Annotated in this window: 16 protein-coding genes and 2 pseudogenes; 6 read left to right on the top strand and 12 right to left on the bottom strand. The window is 39.2% G+C overall.

Translation table 11 applies throughout. The features are described 5' to 3' along the window. Positions 1 to 20: 20 nt before the first annotated feature. Genes J8Z25_RS05915 through J8Z25_RS05925 form a run of 3 tightly spaced genes read right to left on the bottom strand, consistent with a single transcriptional unit; the run spans position 21 to position 3910 of the window. Complete coding sequence (locus tag J8Z25_RS05915; RefSeq protein WP_250661832.1) at positions 21 to 809, bottom strand: hypothetical protein; 789 nt, start codon at positions 807 to 809, stop codon at positions 21 to 23. Continuing rightward, positions 796 to 3069, bottom strand: coding sequence for a poly-gamma-glutamate biosynthesis protein PgsC/CapC (locus tag J8Z25_RS05920; protein ID WP_250661833.1), 2274 nt, complete (start codon positions 3067 to 3069; stop codon positions 796 to 798). The genes J8Z25_RS05915 and J8Z25_RS05920 overlap by 14 nt, the downstream gene beginning before the upstream one ends. A gap of 16 nt (positions 3070 to 3085) precedes the next feature. Next, positions 3086 to 3910 carry a poly-gamma-glutamate biosynthesis protein PgsC/CapC gene (locus tag J8Z25_RS05925; RefSeq protein WP_250661834.1) on the bottom strand — a complete coding sequence of 275 codons (825 nt, stop codon included), beginning with the start codon at positions 3908 to 3910 and terminating at the stop codon, positions 3086 to 3088. Positions 3911 to 4315: 405 nt separating this feature from the next. On the opposite strand from J8Z25_RS05925, the pseudogene J8Z25_RS05930 reads away from it, so the two are divergent. Next, positions 4316 to 5216: pseudogene (locus tag J8Z25_RS05930) on the top strand (IS5 family transposase). 32 nt (positions 5217 to 5248) lie between these two features. Here the strand turns inward: J8Z25_RS05930 and J8Z25_RS05935 are convergent. The 4 genes from J8Z25_RS05935 to J8Z25_RS05950 all read right to left on the bottom strand — a co-directional run bounded on the left by J8Z25_RS05935 (position 5249) and on the right by J8Z25_RS05950 (position 10046). After that, positions 5249 to 6838 carry a hypothetical protein gene (locus J8Z25_RS05935; protein WP_250661835.1) on the bottom strand — a complete coding sequence of 530 codons (1590 nt, stop codon included), beginning with the start codon at positions 6836 to 6838 and terminating at the stop codon, positions 5249 to 5251. A gap of 88 nt (positions 6839 to 6926) precedes the next feature. Beyond that, complete coding sequence (locus tag J8Z25_RS05940) at positions 6927 to 7469, bottom strand: hypothetical protein (RefSeq protein WP_250661836.1); 543 nt, start codon at positions 7467 to 7469, stop codon at positions 6927 to 6929. Continuing rightward, positions 7426 to 9063, bottom strand: coding sequence for a CapA family protein (locus J8Z25_RS05945; RefSeq protein WP_250661837.1), 1638 nt, complete (start codon positions 9061 to 9063; stop codon positions 7426 to 7428). The genes J8Z25_RS05940 and J8Z25_RS05945 overlap by 44 nt, the downstream gene beginning before the upstream one ends. 329 nt (positions 9064 to 9392) lie before the next feature. Further along, positions 9393 to 10046: an OmpW/AlkL family protein gene (locus tag J8Z25_RS05950; protein ID WP_130051927.1), complete on the bottom strand. Its 654-nt coding sequence runs from the start codon at positions 10044 to 10046 to the stop codon at positions 9393 to 9395. A gap of 234 nt (positions 10047 to 10280) precedes the next feature. On the opposite strand from J8Z25_RS05950, the gene J8Z25_RS05955 reads away from it, so the two are divergent. Then, positions 10281 to 11699, top strand: coding sequence for an MATE family efflux transporter (locus J8Z25_RS05955; RefSeq protein ID WP_250661838.1), 1419 nt, complete (start codon positions 10281 to 10283; stop codon positions 11697 to 11699). Positions 11700 to 11769: 70 nt separating this feature from the next. Then, positions 11770 to 12948: a succinyl-diaminopimelate desuccinylase gene (gene dapE / locus J8Z25_RS05960; RefSeq protein WP_167658477.1), complete on the top strand. Its 1179-nt coding sequence runs from the start codon at positions 11770 to 11772 to the stop codon at positions 12946 to 12948. A 52-nt stretch (positions 12949 to 13000) separates the two neighbouring features. On the opposite strand, the pseudogene olsF reads toward dapE, so the two are convergent. Continuing rightward, positions 13001 to 14720, bottom strand: a pseudogene (gene olsF / locus J8Z25_RS05965) (bifunctional ornithine lipid synthase OlsF). Between the two features lie 123 nt (positions 14721 to 14843). Here olsF and J8Z25_RS05970 point away from each other — a divergent pair. After that, a complete protein-coding gene (locus tag J8Z25_RS05970) occupies positions 14844 to 15764 on the top strand; it encodes a 2-hydroxyacid dehydrogenase (protein WP_167658479.1) in 921 nt (306 codons plus the stop codon). A 93-nt stretch (positions 15765 to 15857) separates the two neighbouring features. Beyond that, positions 15858 to 15992 (top strand): hypothetical protein, encoded by a 135-nt coding sequence (locus tag J8Z25_RS20795; RefSeq protein WP_256854724.1) that lies wholly within the window; start codon positions 15858 to 15860, stop codon positions 15990 to 15992. Positions 15993 to 16215: 223 nt separating this feature from the next. On the opposite strand, the gene smrA is transcribed toward J8Z25_RS20795, so the two are convergent. The 3 genes from smrA to J8Z25_RS05985 all read right to left on the bottom strand — a co-directional run bounded on the left by smrA (position 16216) and on the right by J8Z25_RS05985 (position 17735). Beyond that, on the bottom strand, positions 16216 to 16797 hold the full coding sequence (smrA, locus tag J8Z25_RS05975) for a DNA endonuclease SmrA (protein WP_250661839.1): 582 nt from the start codon (positions 16795 to 16797) through the stop codon (positions 16216 to 16218). A 148-nt stretch (positions 16798 to 16945) separates the two neighbouring features. Then, on the bottom strand, positions 16946 to 17191 hold the full coding sequence (locus J8Z25_RS05980; RefSeq protein ID WP_036969134.1) for a hypothetical protein: 246 nt from the start codon (positions 17189 to 17191) through the stop codon (positions 16946 to 16948). Between the two features lie 100 nt (positions 17192 to 17291). Continuing rightward, positions 17292 to 17735, bottom strand: a complete 444-nt coding sequence (locus J8Z25_RS05985) for a hypothetical protein (protein WP_130051922.1) — start codon at positions 17733 to 17735, stop codon at positions 17292 to 17294. 151 nt (positions 17736 to 17886) lie between these two features. On the opposite strand from J8Z25_RS05985, the gene J8Z25_RS05990 reads away from it, so the two are divergent. Then, complete coding sequence (locus J8Z25_RS05990; protein ID WP_054561914.1) at positions 17887 to 18270, top strand: response regulator; 384 nt, start codon at positions 17887 to 17889, stop codon at positions 18268 to 18270. Between the two features lie 100 nt (positions 18271 to 18370). Here J8Z25_RS05990 and rpsT read toward each other — a convergent pair whose 3' ends face one another. Continuing rightward, positions 18371 to 18631, bottom strand: coding sequence for a 30S ribosomal protein S20 (gene rpsT, locus J8Z25_RS05995; RefSeq protein WP_054561913.1), 261 nt, complete (start codon positions 18629 to 18631; stop codon positions 18371 to 18373). Positions 18632 to 18831: the final 200 nt, after the last annotated feature.

Genomic DNA, 18831 nt, shown 5'->3' on the forward strand with positions numbered 1-18831 from the left:
TAGTGACAATATGGGCGTTATTAGATCAGAAAAGAGGCGGATGTTAAAGCCTTTTTACAAAGTGCGATCCCGCCGTGGCTTTCGTATAGGATGTCTGACTTAAAGTCGATTTCAGGAATACCTTGTGGTGCAATTTTTTGCCACCAAAATGCCATTGCATTCGTTATTTCAGTATTTGTTAGAGTATTTTCACCCATGGTAAGGTAATCAGTTGCGCGCTTACGTCTATCTAGAGGCCGTTTTAACCAACTATTAAGTGGATCAACGTTTTGAACGGGGGTTTTCGCATGAACTCGAACTACCACGCCTTGAATTGATTTTTCTTCAGGGATAAGTAATAACGCTACGCTTTTTGCCGTAGGGTAATGAGCTATTGGCAGGTAAAATGATTGCCCAGACGCAACATTAAGCGATTGTTTATTCTCAATGATTTGTTTGATCTGTTGCTCTTCACTTTGGTTAACTAGCTTTGAAGCGTGGTGGTAAGTTTCATCTAAGATCACCTCTTTTTTATCATTATAAAGAGTATATTTGATGGCATAATTAACTGGTTTATCAAGAGTAACCGATTGATCAAATACAGCATTTGAAAGTATACGCAGTGAGTGAGTCCGCTGATTAGAAAATGTATAAGTCAGTGGCTTTTTAGTACTTAACCATTGAACTTTTGAGCGAGTCTCTTTACTGGTTTTTGGGTTTACCGGTTCTGCTGAATCCAGCCAAATCAAAAAGCTATTCCAAGTAAATAAGGCGATTAATAAAACAGTGATAATAGCTAAGATAGCTAGGAAGCGTTTAATTAGATACATTAAAGCCTCCAACCATCATGTTGTTAAAAACATCTATATCAATCAGTTGATTGCTAGCTGGGTTATAGATGGCGATGAGGTTATTTTGCTTTTTGATCATCAGTACGAATTTATTCAACTGTTCTAATTTTATTGTCTGTAATACACACTCATTTAGTTCAGAACATATCGTCTTTAAGGCCGCAGTTTGTTTATCAGCAGTATATTTATTAATTTTTCGTTGGATTATTTGTTTATCATGGCTAGTGAGCGCTGCCCAGTTTGAAGGCGACAAAGTAGCTAGATTTATTGTGGTTACAGTCGGGTTATTCGAGATAGCGAGAAGGCGCATCAGAAGGCTGTTTTGATCAATTGAAAACTGTTCTTTAAAGTCAGATGCAATCCATAAGGTTGCCAGTTCACTGTTTGAATTAAACTGTTGATATCCATATTGTGGCGAACTACCAATTTCGAGGCCCCTAGTGGCTTTTTGACCTTCTACTACTTGATAGCTGACTCCTAGACTGCTTAAGTCTTTAGTGAGCTTTTCCATTAGAGGAGTTGCAATATCCCTTACTTGGGTATTTGAAAATGCAATTGCGTTAGGGCGGATCCATGATGGCGCACTGTGGCTACGGATCTGAATATTTAAGCTTGGTTGTTGTGCTTTAAAACGTGAATAGCTTTGATGAACAACATTGAATAATGAACCGACATTATTTGCTGCAAGAACATTTGCCTCAGGGTGAGCGTAGGGATGTGCACCTGCAATTAATAAGTTGGCAGCATTTGAATTAGTGAAAAGCTCACTTGCGAAACTTAACGTATTCCCTTCGAATATTGGCCTTGGGACACTTAAACTGATTGCTTCATGTTTACTCAGTGAAAATGCATATATACCTTGCCCAAGAGCCTGTGTATCATTACTTTGCAATGGGCTAAGCAGTATGTATCGCCCATTACTATTTTGTACAAGTTGTAGCTGGTAATTGAGTAATTCGGCTGTGCCATTAATCTGTTTTAAGTGATTTAATACATCTTCATTAAGTGATGAGTTGCCAATTTGCTCAATTAACTTATAAAGTGGTGTTAAGACTTCAAATTCCCAAAGGGCTACTTGGCTGTGAGTTAATGGCTGATAATTGAAACTGCCTTTACTGCTGATATAAGCGGAAAAGTCATCGACAATATGAGCCATATCTTCATTGATAATATTAAGTTTTAAATTACTATAGCGATAATTTTCACGGTAAATATACGCCAAAATATTGGTGTAATTATCTCCATCAAGAAAGACCTCAAGCATAGACCCGGTAAAGTCTGTTGCTGGTAAACTACTTTTGGCGGCTTTACCAAAATAAGTTGCTTCACTGCCTAAAAATTCATGGATCTCGCGCTGACTTATAGATTCTGGAAGTCGATTAAAGATCCAATATTGGCTTTTTACATCACTAGGAGTGCTTTTGAGTAAAGCTGCAGTATGACGGTTAGATTCGCGAACCTGTAACAGCTCATTAATTTCCAATGCATTAATGAAAGCTTGGTAAAATGGACTTTGTTGATTTTCTTTCGTCAACGTTACTTGAGGCGTCCTTGTGGCTCCAAAAACGAGTGCTTTGCTTTTTAAGTGTTGAAAGATAAGAGCTGCAGAGTCACTAGCAAGGCCCTCAGTTATAGGGTAGGGCACAGTGATTATTAAATTTGTCTGTGGTTTTTTATTAATTACAAATAAACCACGTTGTTGATTCTCAACAATATCTATTAGATATACATAATTATCATCACTCACAAGCTTAAAGCCGATAGAATTGAACATGGCACTGAGATGCCCCATTTTTTGCTTATTCTCGATGGCTTTGTTCAGTTGATAAATAGCATATTTGAAGTCAGATACAGCTTGACTTGCTTTATAGCTACTTACCGTTACTCTATTGGAGCGAGTGGTATATAAATAGCTTTTATACTGACTCACTTGCTGGTTAAGTGTTATGACTTGTAAGTTTTCTGCTTCAGGGCTAATACTTTGTTTTATTAGTAAAGAAGGCACAAGCATGACTAAAAAGCCAACAATAATGGCAAGGCTTCCACCTATTACAGAAGTTTGAAATGTAGCTCTAAGTACAAGACCCAGCGCATTTTTTTGATAAATCTTAAGGGCAAGTAAGGTAGCGAGCATATACCCAAATGCAAAGGTGTCGGTTACTTTAACCGTTGGAAAGAACCAAACGACGATATAGTTTAAAACAAGCTTAAAAATAAAGCCTATGGTAAAAAATAGCATCAGTAATCTGGCACCTTCAATATGTGCATGCCTTAGGCGAGTATAATGAATCAGAGAGCTTCCTACCGTTAATATAACGGCAGTTTTCTATAAATGAGGTTAAAATTTTACTTGGTTGCGTTAGCTGTAAAGCTAATAACGCAGGTAGCATGATACCGTTAAATTCCCAGCCATACTTTAAATTTGCACGAGAGGCCAAAAAGGCTGTAATAACCAAAATAATATAGGCTTTAGGGGCAGCAATAATAGATGCGGCAACAGCTTCATACATTATACCTAAATTAGCGATGCTAAAATTGGTAAACGGCATGAGTACAAATCGCACCAATATATAAGTGATGAATAACTGAATAAAACTTACTTTCAGACCATACTTAAAACCGCCATTCCACATTACGTTAGCTGTTAATGCGATAATAATAAGACCTAAAGAATAAAGCTGAGATGCATAATCAAAAGTAATATCCCATAGGCTTAACTGGTCAGCTATGATTGGCCAAAATAGAGTATCCATACAAACACGGACTAAGATACTGATTAAGATGATGGCAAAAAAGCGGTCTCTGCCAAACATTTCACTGTAACCAAAGCGCTCCATCAAGTAACTTGCACTTATACGCATAAACCCATATACAACAATAGCTTCTATAATGATAACTGCTGCTGAGGTGGGGCTAATTATGAGTAATGGCACAAGGTAACCCGGAACTACAAGGCCTGTAAGTGGAAATCCAAAGCGCAAATTGAGTAGGCATACAACGGAAGTCCCGACCCAAACAGTTGTAATAACGGATTGACCCAGTCCGCTACCTGCAGGAAAAAGCGCTAAAACGAAGTCCATTAAAGTCTAGCCTCCGGAATTACTTCTGGAGTGTCTTTAATAAATTCAAATAATATTCCAGACACTTGAAAAGGCGCACCGGATGCGGTTTGCGAGTTATCGGAATGAAGTGCTCTAATAATAAGCGTATAACTATGTTTATCTAGGTTAGCAGGTAGCTCAACAGTGGCTTTATTTAGAGTTATGTAGCGTAATTTCCCTTTTGCAGTTTCGATATCAAGTGCGCAACTTCGACAAAGTAAATCAAGGGCTGTCGTTTCAAAAATAGCAATTTGGTGCTGCTTAGCAAAGTGCTCTAAAGAAGCATTGGTTTGAATAATTTGACGGCGTTGTTTCCTAAAAGTTTGAACTATCTTGCCAGCCTGTGATCAGATCATCTATATCCTACTAGCCCGTGCAACAACAATGAGCAAAATCACAAACTGGTCTCACTATAATCAAGCCCTCGTTAACCGCGGTAATATTCGCTTCTGGTTTGACGAAAAAGCAACGCGTCATTGGTATAACGAATGTACTCACGGTGGGCGTGGCCGCTCTAATCATTTCTCTGATCTTGCTATTGAAACTTGCTTAACACTCAAAGCTGTCTTTGGCTTGTCGTTCAGGGCACTACAAGGGTTCACACAATCGGTATTATCTTTGATGAAGCTTCCGCTTGAAGCCCCAACCTACAGTTGTCTGTGTAAGCGCAGTGCTGAGTTGAATATTAAATTTCGCAGTAAAGTCCGCACCACTGGATTTGTAGATATTGTAGTTGATAGCACAGGACTTAAGGTGTTTGGCGAAGGTGAATGGCATGCACAGAAGCACCACGTAAAGGCAAGAAAAAAGTGGCGAAAACTGCACCTTGCGGTGGATGCCAACACGCATGATATTGTGGGGGGCGCAAATGACGCTCAGTAACGTCACCGACGGCGAGACCCTCCAAGATTTGATAAGACCATTACGCCGGCGTATAGATAGAGTGAGCGCTGATGGTGCTTATGATAGCCGCCGCTGCTATGCAGAAATTACTGAAAAAGGCGCGATACCTGCTATCCCGCCGAGAGAGAATGCACGGCTGTGGACTGATAAGCATCCACGCAATGAGGCTGTCATGTTGTGCAATAAGTTAGGAATCGCACAATGGAAAAAGCTCAGTGGATATCATGTGCGCTCATTAGCAGAAACAGCGATGTACCGTTTTAAACAGTTGATGGGGGCTAAGCTAAATGCGCGTGATTACAATCGCCAGCTGGTTGAAGCGATGATCAAAGTGAAGGCGCTAAATAAGATCAACACCCTTGGTCTGCCTAAATATCAGTAAGTTAAGTGAGTTTGTTAGAGAGCTGTATTTGATCAACAAGGCCTAATTTGACCGAACAAATTAAATAACACTGTAGCAGGACTGGTATGGTTAAATACCATTTCTAAGGTGGTTAGCTTTTGCTCCATTTCATTAAGTGAGCTTTTAACCTTCTGGCTAACCGATTCGTGAAGCTTAAATGTAAGTAGTCTATTAATTAGAGTTCGATTCTTAGCCTGTGTTGTTTTAAATATATGGTAATGGAATAGGAGCTCAGCAACTTGGGCAGCAAACTTATTAACGTTTTTTTCAAACGCTTGCTGATGAAAGCTTTGGTTAGGAACAATTGATAGAGCCCAAAAGCCACGTACATCACCAGCGTATACAAGTGGCGCAATGAATTCAATTTCACCTTTAATGACCTGTTTAAAAAAAGGACGGTTTATTTTCACAATGCCTAATGACTTTAACGCATTACTATAAGGTGTGCGTTGATAGTCTCTTCTCATTTCTTGGATATCATCGAGTTGGCAATTTATTGCGCGAATTTCAACTACTCGGTGGTCGTCTTCTTTACGGGCTAAAAAGATTGATTTTTCCAGATCTAATTGCTGACTTATTAATTGAATAATGGGATCCCATGGGGATGGGTGCTCAATAAAACTTTGAGGAATATAACGGCCCATCATCATCTGCTGAATGTTATTTACATCAGCTGTGAGCTCTTTGTCTTCAGAAATTTTTCGAGCAACTACAACCCAAATTAAAGTTGCAAAGGTCAGTGTGATGTATTGACCAATTGGAATGAAAAGTTTTGTAAAGTTCACTAAAAAGTAGCCGGCAGCACACCAAAATATAGTTATGCCGAAAGCGACTAGAAATGAATAACTTATAGATATTTTTTGATAGAAAAACAGCAAAGTAAACACAAAAACCTGTGCAAATACTACCGATATAGCAAAATTAAGCTCATTTATAGTGCTGTTTTTCTCAATACTATCAGCGATGTAAGCAAAAAGAAGTAAAGGATCATTTAGGCCTTCAAGTTTAGGAGCATGTATATTTACATTAAATTCAGCAGCTTGTTGACCAACAATGAGCACTTTATCTTCAAGTTGTTCACTCATAACGTCGAAGTTAAGTATTCGCTTAGCGGTAAATTTTGGAAGCGCAGATACGTCTAATCTGAAATTAATCAGTTTAGATTTGTCATGGTTATAATTAAAAACAGCTTGCCATACACTTTCACATTCAAGATTATCAGCAGCGGGGATACGCATTTGATAGGTTGCCCAAATTTCCACTTTTGGCATGCAATAATCACTACCAGCATAAGGATAGAAAACCCCTTCCTTGGTTGCAGGCTGTAGTGGCTCATCAGCTAACATGATGATTGCTCTTGGCTGATACTCGGATAGCTGAGTGACTAAGTCTGAATGATTAGTGCTGAGACTTTCACTTGTGATGAGCACAACGTTTGTTTTCTGAGTGCTACTAAACGAACTTATTTTTTTATAGAAAAATGCATCACTCGCTTGAAATATGTTCAGCAGGTTACTAAAAAGCACAATCGCAAATAAGAAAACAGTGAACCAAAAGGCTCTTTGTTGCGTTAATCGCAACAACTGTTGTAATGCAGCCAAAATTCCTCCTTAATCAAGTACAGTGAATGTAAGCTTTAAACTTACCTCACCACTTGAATTGACTTTTAAAAAGTCGAAACCGTGCATTTTATCCGGTCTTCCATTGTCCGTTTTCTAGGTTAATACTTTGCTGCCAGCTAATCATAGCGACATCATCTAGGCGAGTGATTGCTTCACCTGTATTGGGTGGATAGTGCCTAAACTGTAACTTAACACCACGAGGTGGGAGTTCTTTAGGCCCAAGAGTAAGTTCATCTGAAGGTAAACTAAAATCATAGCTAAAAGCGTGCCATGGCTGATCGCCTCCTTCGCTGACTGGAACTATGTTTTCTGCAAAGGTAAGGTCATCTATTTCAGTGGTATAGGTCAATAACGCTTCGAGTTGTCCACCGTTCTCTGACTGCAAATAGGTCAGTAACGAAAAGTCTTTACTTAGATCAAGTTTGCCTGATTCGTCGGTTAATTCCATGACTCGCATTGTATGTCTAAATGGAATAATAGAAGGGGTATTATCAAATCTATCACGCGTTGAGCACAGGGCCTGCAAGCCATTAAGTGGCTTATCAGTGCAAGGTAAAACACTTTCACTACTGTGATCCCATCGACTTACTTTCAAAGGCTTCGGTGTCATTGTCCCAATCTTCAAAATCACCAAACACCATAATATCACGGCCAAGTAAAAGGTTATCAAGCGCTTCATTGTTCACTTCAATAGATGAAACATAGGCTGCTGAAGATGGCGAATACTGTCTTAAATCGATGATGTCTGTAGTCGCGTCAATATCAATGGTCACTTGCTGAGATTTTTTACTTGCTTGATTAGCTGTAAAGTATATCTCTGCGTAGTTTTCACGGGGGATAAGGGTAATATTATCATCAGAAAGCTCAGCGATTCTTCTCAATAAATAATGACTTAAAAAACCGTTTGTGAATCGAGGCTTATAGTCCTCTAAATATATTGGGTAGGCAAAGCCGCGATTAATAGTTTGGCTTTGGGTATCAAGATCAAGCATCACAGCAAGACCTAACAAAGTGTCAAGTCTAGGCTGGTCAAATACAAAATTACCTAAACCTAATATGGCCGGTATTTTATTATATACAGCAAACCCTTGAGCAATATGAGGATGATGGCCAATTAATAAATCGGTGTTCTGCGAAGAAAGAACCTTAAATCGGCTACCTATATAGGGTGAAGGCGTATATGAGTATTCATCGCCACCATGCATTTGTGCGATTACAAAATCATTAGGATCAAGTTGCTCAAGTACTGCTCTAACTTCTTCTGAGTTAGTCAAATCCGCAGCCCCACCTTTATTCGCATCAGCGACATACGTATATTGGTGCTCTTTTCCCGTAATTGTGGTTGCTGCAAAAAGTGTTAAGTTAACATCTTCAAGGTTATGTGAGACAGTTTTAAATGCTTCAGAGTCGTTAAGGCCTGCACCGCTATTAAGAAATCCTGCACTTGAGACTTCAAGCAAGGTATCTTCAAGGCCATTTTGCAAATAGTCATAGATGTGATTATTACCGAGGCCGACATAATCAATGCCAATTTCAGTTAGGCTTTGCAATGATTCTGGTAATGAAAAGAAACTGAACTCTTTGGTTGGGTGTACATTCGTTGGCATTGTCGTCACTGGCGACTCAAGATTGACTGATGAAAAGTCAGCAGCCCTAAACAGTGTTGCCACTTGGTTGGTAATCGCAATACTGTCTTCTCGCGCTGAGTCAGGTCTAATTAGCGCATTACTAACATCAGGTACTGATGTACCCATGGTGTCTAACTTGGGGTCTAGAAAACGTCGACCAAACATTGTATCACCTGCAAATAGCAAACTCTTTGAGTTAGCAGGCTTTGTTTCTAACTGAATATGGGAAGTGAAAAAGTTAGGCTGATTTACTAAAATGCTCGCTTTAGGGAAATAGCCTAGTTGTGTAATGAAAATTGCATGGTTACCAAATGAAAGGTTATTGATAGAGACTCGTCCATTTACATCAGAGAGATACTCTTGAGCTGCTACAGAAACAGTTACATTACTAAGAGGCGCTTGATTCTCATCTGTTATAGTAAATTCGACGTCAGTAGAACCAGCAATTAATGCTTCACGGTCACTAATTGAATCTTGCTTTTGTTGTTGTGGTTTATCTTCATTGGGGTCTTTTACTTTACATGATAATAAAGTTGCGCAAAGAATTAACACCAAGGAATTAATAACTATTCTCAATTAACACCTCAAGCTGACACCTAGTTTAGTTTAAATAGGTCAAAATTATTACGGTCATTTTATAATTGCGTAGGGGTGGGAACAACACGTCTAGGGCTCTGAAAATTCAGATATTGCAGTCAAAAACGGTAAAAATGAGAAGCGTTAACTAAATAAAAATTAAAAACTAATGATATAAAATGGTTTATTTTTGAGGTGCAACCTAAATTCATTAGTTGGTCAGAGAGGATACACTAAGCTAGTTTTTAATATGGAATTGGCTATGAGAATTAAATAAAAAAGGCCAATATATGGCCTTTTTGTGCGTATGGGCTTTCACAAAATGAAAGTTAGAATTTGTATTTAACACCGAACATAGCAACAACTGGGTCGATTTCTACAGTTGAAGTTAATGCTTTTGCGCCGTCAGCATAAACTGTAGCGTCTGTATCGATGTCGATTAGTGAAACCATGCCATGAAGGCCCCAGTTTTCACTCATCATGTAGTTAAAACCAGCTTGAGCTGCAAAGCCAAATGAATCATCTAGTTTAACTTCTACATCGTCAGTACCTAGTGTTGCTTTTAAAGCTGCTGAAGGTTTCTCATCAAAGAAAGTTGTATAGTTAAGACCAACACCCACAAATGGACGGAACTTATAAGTTGAGTCTAAGAAGTGGTATTGCGCTAAAAGTGTTGGTGGTAAATGTTTGATTGTCGCAATTTTGTTACCTGCTAAACCACCAGCACCTTGAACATCATGACTAAAAGGTGTTGCTGCTACTAATTCAATTACCCAATTGTCATCAAGCGCATAATCTACAGTAATACCTAATTGAGTATCATCATCTGCACGTAGACCTAATGTTGGTGCTTCATTGATTTTTGAACTGTCGTTATCAGGGTTTACATTAATTGCACCTACGTTCACGCTTAAGTTTGCGTTTGCAACAGGAGAGAGTGCTAATAGTGAAGTAAGTAATGCAATGCTTAATTTAGTTTTCATGTTGTTCTCCGCGAACTACTTGTCTTATTTGGTTGACGCTATTATTACCAAGTTGAAGCGGACAAAACCTGTTCTAGATCAAAGTTTCAAAAATGTTTGAACTAAGTGAAGGCATTTATTGATTTAGATTAAGTTTTTAAGCGGGTACAGCAAAAAAAAGATTGACTCTTATTGACTCTATATTCATTTACGGCTGGTAAACTAACGGTGTTATTTGCTTATTAGGTGTTTTTCATGGCTGATCCCCAGCATTTATTTCTTCATGGCTCGATTTCAAAAGCGCTACTTAAATTAGGTATCCCGATCATCTTAATCAATATTTTGCAGTCGGCTTATCAGCTGACCGATGCATTTTGGGTAGGACGTTTAGGGGCAGAGCAAGTAGCTGCTGTTTCTGTCAGTATGCCTGTTACTTTTTTAGTGATTGCTATTGGCTCTGGGTTGGCTATGGCGGGCGCTATTTTATCTGCTCAATATATGGGAGCTGGCCAGCAAGATAAGGTAAATCATGTTGCTGCGCAAACCATGTTAATGGTGACAATAACCGCAGCCTTACTTGGCTTAATTGGCTATGTGCTATCACCTTACTTTTTGACTTTATTAGGTGTTGAAGAGCAAGTGTTTGGTGATGCCCTTAAATTTATGCATGTATCATTTATTGGCGTTGTGTTTGTGTTTATTTATGCCATGTTTCAAGCTCTAATGCGTGGCATAGGGCAAACCAAGGTGCCGCTTTATATAGTAAGCGGTACTGTGTTACTCAATTTTGTGCTCGATCCCTTACTGATTTTTGGTTTTGGTGAGTTCTCTGGCTTTGGCGTAATGGGGGCTGCATTAGCTACACTTATCACGCAAAGCTTAGCGGCTGCAATCGGAGTATGGGTGTTTTTACGTGGCCGTCATGGTATTCAACTTAAACTCTCTAGTTTTAAACCAGACTGGCAATATATGAAGCAAGTCTTCTTTTTAGGGGCTCCTGGGTCGGTTGAACTATCAGCGAGAGCATTTGGTTTAATCATTATGTCGTTTTTGGTGGCTAGCTTTGGTACGCATACCATTGCCTCTTATGGTGTAGGATCTAATATTTTGCAAATGGTGATGATCCCAGCAATGGGTCTTTCAATGGCTGTTTCGACCTTGGTTGGTCAAAATATGGGGGCGAGAAACCCACAGCGTGCTGCACAAATAACACGTTTAGCCTCGCTTTGGGGGCTGCTAGGCCTGACATTAGTAGGCGTTATAGCTTATGTATTCGCTGAATACTTGGTGGCTTTTTTCATTCCCGATGATGAATCTGTGATTGCTGGTGGTGCAGAGTTTATCCGCGTTATGTGTTTAACTTGGGGCGGAATAGGCGTACAGCTTTGCGTGGTTGCTGCATTTAGAGCTTCAGGTAACATGCTTAATGCTATGGTTGTCTCACTGCTTTCACAGTGTGTTATCCAATTTCCAACAGCCTATATTTTGTCTAAACATACCTCACTTGGACCGCAGGGCATATGGTATTCCTTTGCAATCACCAATGTACTCGTGGCGCTAATTACTTATCTTTGGTTCGCAGCAGGTCGTTGGCAACGAACACAATTAACGAAAGAAGACAAAGAGATTGCTAAGGTGACCCAAGAAACACTCATCGAAGAAGGAAATCATTAATTTAACTTTCACACTGCGGTCATAATCTCTCGTTGTAATAACCCAAGCTTTCTAAATGACTAGGGTTATTATGAGTTTGGTATCAAATGTTGAATTAGTATCACACCCATCAGCACAGTTTGAGGTGGTAAAAGCATTACAAACCTTGATTCGATTTAAATCGGTAACACCTGCTCAAGCAGGCGCGATTGATTGGCTTGAGGACAAGTTAAGCCAATTGGGCTTTGAATGTGAGGTGTTTAGCTTTAATCACGTTACTAACTTAATCGCTAAAGTAACCTTTGGTGATGGGCCTGTTGTTGCTTTTTCGGGTCATATTGATGTGGTGCCTGCCGCTCAAGGTGATTGGCGAGTTGACCCTTTTAGCGGCGAAATAGTTGAAGGCAATATTTATGGCCGTGGCGCGGCAGATATGAAAGGTGGTGTTGCTGCAATGTTTTGCGCAACCAAACGCTTTTTAGCGCAAAATAGCAATAAACGAGGCACATTTTACTGGTTAATAACCTCAGATGAAGAGGGCGAGGCTGAATACGGCTCTTTATTGATTGCTGAGCGTCTAGCCAAACAAGGCGTCGTGCTTGATGGTTGCCTAGTTGGCGAGCCGACGAGTCACTTGCATGTTGGTGATACCATTAAAAATGGCAGACGTGGCGCATTGTCTGCTCGATTATCTATTCAAGGTAAAGCTGGACATGTTGCCTATCCAGAAAACACCATAAACGCAGCGCATTTAAGTGCAGAGGTTGTGAAGCGCTTAACGGCAATTTGCTGGCACAAAGATGAAGCTGGCTCGGCAACAACACTGCAAGTGACCGGAATTAATATTGCTAATGTGGTAGATAACCTTGTTCCTGCTCAATGTGAGCTCACTTTTAACGTGCGTTATAGTCATGGCTATAAAAGTAAAGACGTTAAAGAAGAAATTCAGTTTGCATTGGCAGATTTAGCATCGCAGCTAACGCTTGTTTGGGAGCGCCCGTGCGAATCATTTTATACCATGCATCAAGCAAGCAATTGCTTATTGCAGCAGCTTGAACAAGCTGTGCATGAAGTAACTGGCAGCTTTCCTATGCTTAGTACCAGTGGTGGCACATCTGATGGCCGCTTTTTTGCTAATGAGCACACGCAAGTGATTGAATGTGGTGTGAGAAACCATACTATTCATCAAGTTAATGAACACGTTCCCATTGCAGATTTAAAAGCCATTGAGCAAATATATTTAGCTGCGCTTAGAAATATATTTAATTAAAAAAAGAAAAAGTCGGCGCGCTTGCCGACTTTTTTTAGTTATTTTATAACGACTATTCGCGTATCTGTCCTAAGTAGCGTTTGGCTTTACTCGCTTTCACTTTATCTAAGTCGACAAGCACTAAACCATCAATGCAGTTATTAAACTCAGGGTCGATACTAAAACTTAAAAATTGTACGCCACCTGGCTCACAAAGTTCTGTATATTGTTTGAATAAGGTAGGGACTTGCGCGCCAATATTGGCGAGTACATGCTTAAGTTCAACAAAATCTTCTTTAATATCATCCCCAGCGAATAACTGAGCACATTGTTCTTTTTGTGATTCGGTATGACGATATTCATTGTTTGGAATTGCTAACACTTGTTTTGCACTATAATAATGCTGGTAATAATGAACGAGTAGCGATTTAGCTTGCTCGGGGAGTGCGTTAGATACACTGACTGCACCAAACAAGTAGCGGTATTGTGGGTAACGATTAACAAAGGCGCCGATGCCGAACCACAAATAGTCTAGGCTCTTTCTGCCCCAGTATTTGGGTTGCACAAAGCTGCGACCGAGCTCAATGCCTTTTTCAAAAATACGGATCCATATCATCGCTGTAGCTAAATAGGCTATCAGTATATAAACCTTTGCGGCCATGTTTTTCTATAATATCTTGTGCGCAGGCAAGTCGGTATGCGCCGACTAGTTCAAGTTGCTTAGCATCCCACAGTACGAGGTGTTGATAATCCATGTCGTATTTATCTATATCTCGGCGTTTACCACTGCCTTCACCGACTGCACGAAACGCAATTTCACGAAGTCGTCCTAGCTCACGGAAAATTGGTGAGCTACCACAGTATTGATATAGGTAAATTTTCATACCATCAGAGGTTTCACCCAATAACTCACACTCTTCAATGGCTTTTTTTAGATCTTTTGTTGCTTCTGGACTTGCAATGGGGGTTTGCGTCTTTAACGGCAGAGGTTTTTTAGTGATAAGTCGATACAGTTGCTTTCTTATAAGCTGGGCTATTTCTTTATCTTTTAAATTCTCAATTAAATATGACTCAGGAGGGATGGATGCCCCAATTTCAAACTCTAGTGACTTCTGTCGCTGTTTAAACATTTCTTTGACTAATAATAAACTAGCTAATGGTTTATAAATCATTGAAGTGCCATAAAATAGTGGGCTGTTTTTCGCTTTGATATAAATTGGCAAAATAGGTGCGTTGGCTTTTTTTGCCATCCTTAAAAAGCCAGAGTTCCATTTACAGTCTTTTATTCCGGTTGGACTTAACCTTGAAACTTCACCGGCAGGGAAGATTAATAGCGCACCGTCTGATTTTAAATGCTGTTGGATATTAGCAAGCTCTTTCTTTTTACTTGTGCCAGAGAGGTTATCAACGGGAAGAAGTAACGAGTGCATAGGGGTAATAGACATCAGCATACGGTTTGCAACGACTTTTAAGTCAGGGCGCACACTTGATAATACTTTTATCAGCGCTAATGCATCGAGTGAACCAATAGGGTGGTTAGCCACAATGACGACATTACCCTCACTCGGAATATGTTCCATTTGCTTAGGCTTGTAGCGCGTGTCAAAGTCCAGCTCATCAAGTACTTGCTCTACAAACTCTAGTCCTTGTAAGTGTGGGTATGCATCACCAAAGGCAACAAACTCTTGCTCATGTAATAAATAACCCAGACCTTTCTTTACTAAGCCTTTTACTTTTGGTGAATTTTCTAACTGTGGTAAATTTGCTTCTATTACTTTATCAACACTGATCATACAAACCTCAAACATAAACGCATTCAGCGATGAGGTTAGGGTAAGAGTTCGCTGTGACAGTTAGGTTGCAGTTGTGTGACTTTTTAAAGAGCGCTTCGAGTACGAGGCAAAATGGAGAAGACAATGATTTTACTTGTAGCTGTAACTGGCCGAGATTGCAGCCAATTAATTGCCCGATTACAAGCGTTATTACCAGAGGTTGACGTGCAGCTTTGGTCTGAGTGTACTGACTACGAAGCAGTTGAGTTTGTACTGGCTTGGAATGCCCCTGCTGATTTATGGCCTAAGCTGGTAAATTTAAAAGCGGTTTCTTCATTCGGTGCAGGCGTTGATAGCATCGACTTAACGAAGATAGCAGCGCATGTTCCCGTTGTTAGAATTGTTGATGATAACCTTGCAAATGACATGGCAGAGTATGTGTTGACTCATGTGTTAGCACACAAGCTTAGGCTTAAAGAATATTATTTAAAACAATCAGCCTGCACTTGGAAGCCAAAGCGAGCGTATTCACATCAACATGTGGGTATCTTGGGTTATGGCGAACTAGGTAAAGCCTGCGCTAAGCGTTTACTTCGCAACGGTTTTCAAGTAAGTGCTTGGTCTAATAGTGAAAAACATGATTCTGAGGTGAATACGTATTACACGCAGCAGGGTTTATATGAAATGCTTGGTCAAATTGATTTTCTCGTTTGCTTACTTCCACTTAATCAACACACTCAGGGCATTATCAATAAATCACTTCTTAGTAAACTGCAAACCCATGCAGTGCTAATTAATGTTGCCAGAGGCAAACATGTGGTTGATGAAGATTTACTGAGGGCACTTGATAGTGAGCAATTACGAGGTGCAACGCTTGATGTATTTAGTGAAGAGCCCTTACCTAAAACACATCCATTTTGGTCTCATGAAAAGATAACCTTAACGCCTCATTGCGCTGCATTATCAGATTTAGAGTCAGTCACTTTGCAAATTGCGGGTAATGTTAAAAGATTAATTGAGGGTAAAAATCTAATAAATCAGGTTGATAGAACAAAAGGTTATTGACGCATTACAAATTAGTTTAATAAACACCTTGTTAACATCTGTAACTTTGCTATTCTGTTGTTGCTCAATAAAAAAACAATAAAAAGAGGCGTTATGAAATCTAATCAAGGTGGGGCTAAATTTAGCCTAGTCGTAGTGTCAGTTATCGTTCTAGGTGTGTCAGCATGGTTTAATCAAGCTAATGCATCTGAGCAACCAGCTCAGGCCATTGATATTAGCCAATCATAACCACAAATCATTGTCAGCTAATGCAGCATGTATAATACCAATCCGTAATAATACTTAATCTTTTTGAGGGATTAAACCTGTCGCTAACTAGGTTAAAATTTTTCATTTAGAACAACTAAATAACGAAATTTTTGCCTTGTTATCAACGAGGCTATGTTACCTCAAAATAGACTACTAAATTAAGCGTATTGGTATAAATGCTGCACTTCAATCGCTTATTCAACTAACTTCTTTTTGAATGTATTTCTCTGTTCTCGTGTTTTTTCTCGTCTGACTTTTTAATCATTACATACGTTGCACCGCTACCACCATGATGTTTAAGAGCACTATGAAACGCTAAAACGGCTGGAATTTCTTGCAGCCATTTGTTGGTGTAACTCTTTAAAATACCCGGCTGTGATTTATTTTTAATGCCAATGCCATGGCGAATTAGTACAACCCGAATATTTCTTTTATGGCAGTCATCAATAAAGTTAAATAGTGTGGTGCGAGCTCGTTGCAAGGGCTGACCATGTAAATCAAGGGTAGCGTCAAGTTGATATTTTGCTAAGCGAAGATTTTTATATACTTGCCCTTGAACGCCATCTTTCTTAAATGCCAATATGCTATGCGGATCTAACAGCTCGACGTATTCACTACGTAAATAATATTCATCAATTGCTAAATCACACTCTGCGGCTTTACGTTTTTCTTGTTGTGCTAACGAAGGACCTTGCTTTTTGGAATCAAATTGAACTGTGTCATGTTCAAGAGGTTTGACGTCTTCCATTGATGAGAGAAATAAGTCGAAGTCGTTTAATGACATAAGGTACCTCCAAATTATTTATATACGCCGTTTATGGTATCTCAGTTCAATTATTTTGTAAGTAAAAAAAAGCCCAAACAGAAGGCTGTTTGGGCATAAAAGATGATAGATGGGATAGCCTATTCTATCAATTTATCTTAGGAGAAGATTAACCTTGATTGATATTCAATTGGCCAAATGTGTAGACCTTGAATAAATAAAATGTGTTGATCAACACCAAGCTCATATTCGAGATAACGCTTGATGACATCAGATCTAAACTAAACGATAAAAATAATAAACTACACGCGCTAATTGCCGCAAAACGCAGTAATGTGAGCTGGTTAATAAAAAATGCACCTAGCCCTAGTGCAAGTAATGTAAAGTTTAAAAGCCAATCTAGCTCGTTTAGCATGGTCGTATCTGATCGTGTCTGTGTTGAAAAAGGAGCGCCATTATGGTGATCTTTTACACAGCTTTCAACCAAGTAATTTTTAATTTTCGGATTAGATTTTTTAATCTATTAATAGCTTTTTCATTGCTGCAATAAAACCGCTTTGTTCTGTTACACGATACTTCTGACAAGTATCTGGTTTATGCTTATCTTGGCATAAGTATATAGTGTTGCGGCTTAGGTCTGCGCGCGGGCTGAGGCTTGAATCAAATAAGTTTGCACCATAGCCAAAAACACCTGGCCAAAATACACTTTGTGAGACCATACCAAGCTTTTCATAAGTGATTAACATCGGTTTTGGTGTAATTAATAGAATTAATACAACAGCTGCGAGTGCGTACCAACGTGTTTTGCTTTTTTTAAGTTCTACTTCAGGGGCTGTTTGTTGCGCTACTTGTGCGCGAGCTTGTTGTTGATTTGACGGTCTTTGACGCTTGGCTTGCGTTGGTTTTTTTCGTTCAGGTGTTTTACCAAGCAAAGATTGTTTTTTTATTTTATTAGACATAAAGCTTATCTGGCCTTTTAAATGTAGGTATCTATAATGAGATTATAACGAAGTTTTTGATATAATAGTCAAATTCAAATCACTTATAGGTTAAATGCGTTACACTCTTGAGTGCAATGAGTGTTTATCTTCATAGTTTAAGAGGAATAGTATGGATACGCAGCTTTCAATTCTTATTGTGGACGACGTAGGCACGGTTCGCAGTTTTTTAAATCAAACATTAATGCACCTAGGTATAGACAATGTGCGTGAGGCTTCTACGGCCGCGCAATGTTTAAGCGCATGCAAAGAAAAAGAATTCAATATTATCTTTTTAGATATTGAATTACCTGATGGTGACGGTAAAGAGATTATCTCACAAATCAATGAAATTTCGCCTGAAGCAAATGTGGTCATGGTTTCGGCCCATTCGACAGTAGAAAATGTTAAAGAGGCGATCGAAAAGGGGGCTAAAGGATTTGTTGTTAAACCTTTTACACCTAAGAAAATTGCAGCGATGCTGAAGAAGTTTTACCCTGAGCTGGAAATTGTCTAGCTAATTAATTTAATGAGGTAAATTGAGCGATTACTTTGTTAAATTCTAAATAAAAAAAAACCGGCATAAGCCGGTTTTTTATATATTCATCAAAAACAAATTATAGCGCTTTGATTTTAGCTGCTAAACGGCTCTTATGACGAGCTGCTTTGTTCTTGTGGATTAGACCTTTAGTTGCGTAACGGTCTAGGATAGGTGTTGCAACAGCGAATGCTGCTTGTGCAGCTTCTTTGTCGCCCGCTTCAATAGCAGTAACTACTTTTTTGAAGTAAGTACGCATCATTGAACGACGGCTTGCGTTATGTTGACGATTTTTTTCGCTCGTAATAGCGCGTTTTTTTGCAGACTTGATGTTAGCCAAGGTTTGCTCCTAACAATCTTAAAATAAGCTTAATTTAAAGGCCGTGGAATATGCCTGTTTTTATCATGAATGTCAACGAAATTTTGACATCTCAAGAAAAACTGCTCCTTATAACGAACATCAATTTGCCGCTTTAGCAGTTAATATCGCCATTGTAACAAAGGGTCGGGTTCGAGCCTAGTGCTTTAAAGATATTTTAG

It is taken from the genome of Pseudoalteromonas sp. SCSIO 43101, from assembly GCF_023650775.1.
Taxonomy (GTDB): Bacteria; Pseudomonadota; Gammaproteobacteria; order Enterobacterales; family Alteromonadaceae; genus Pseudoalteromonas; species Pseudoalteromonas apostichopi.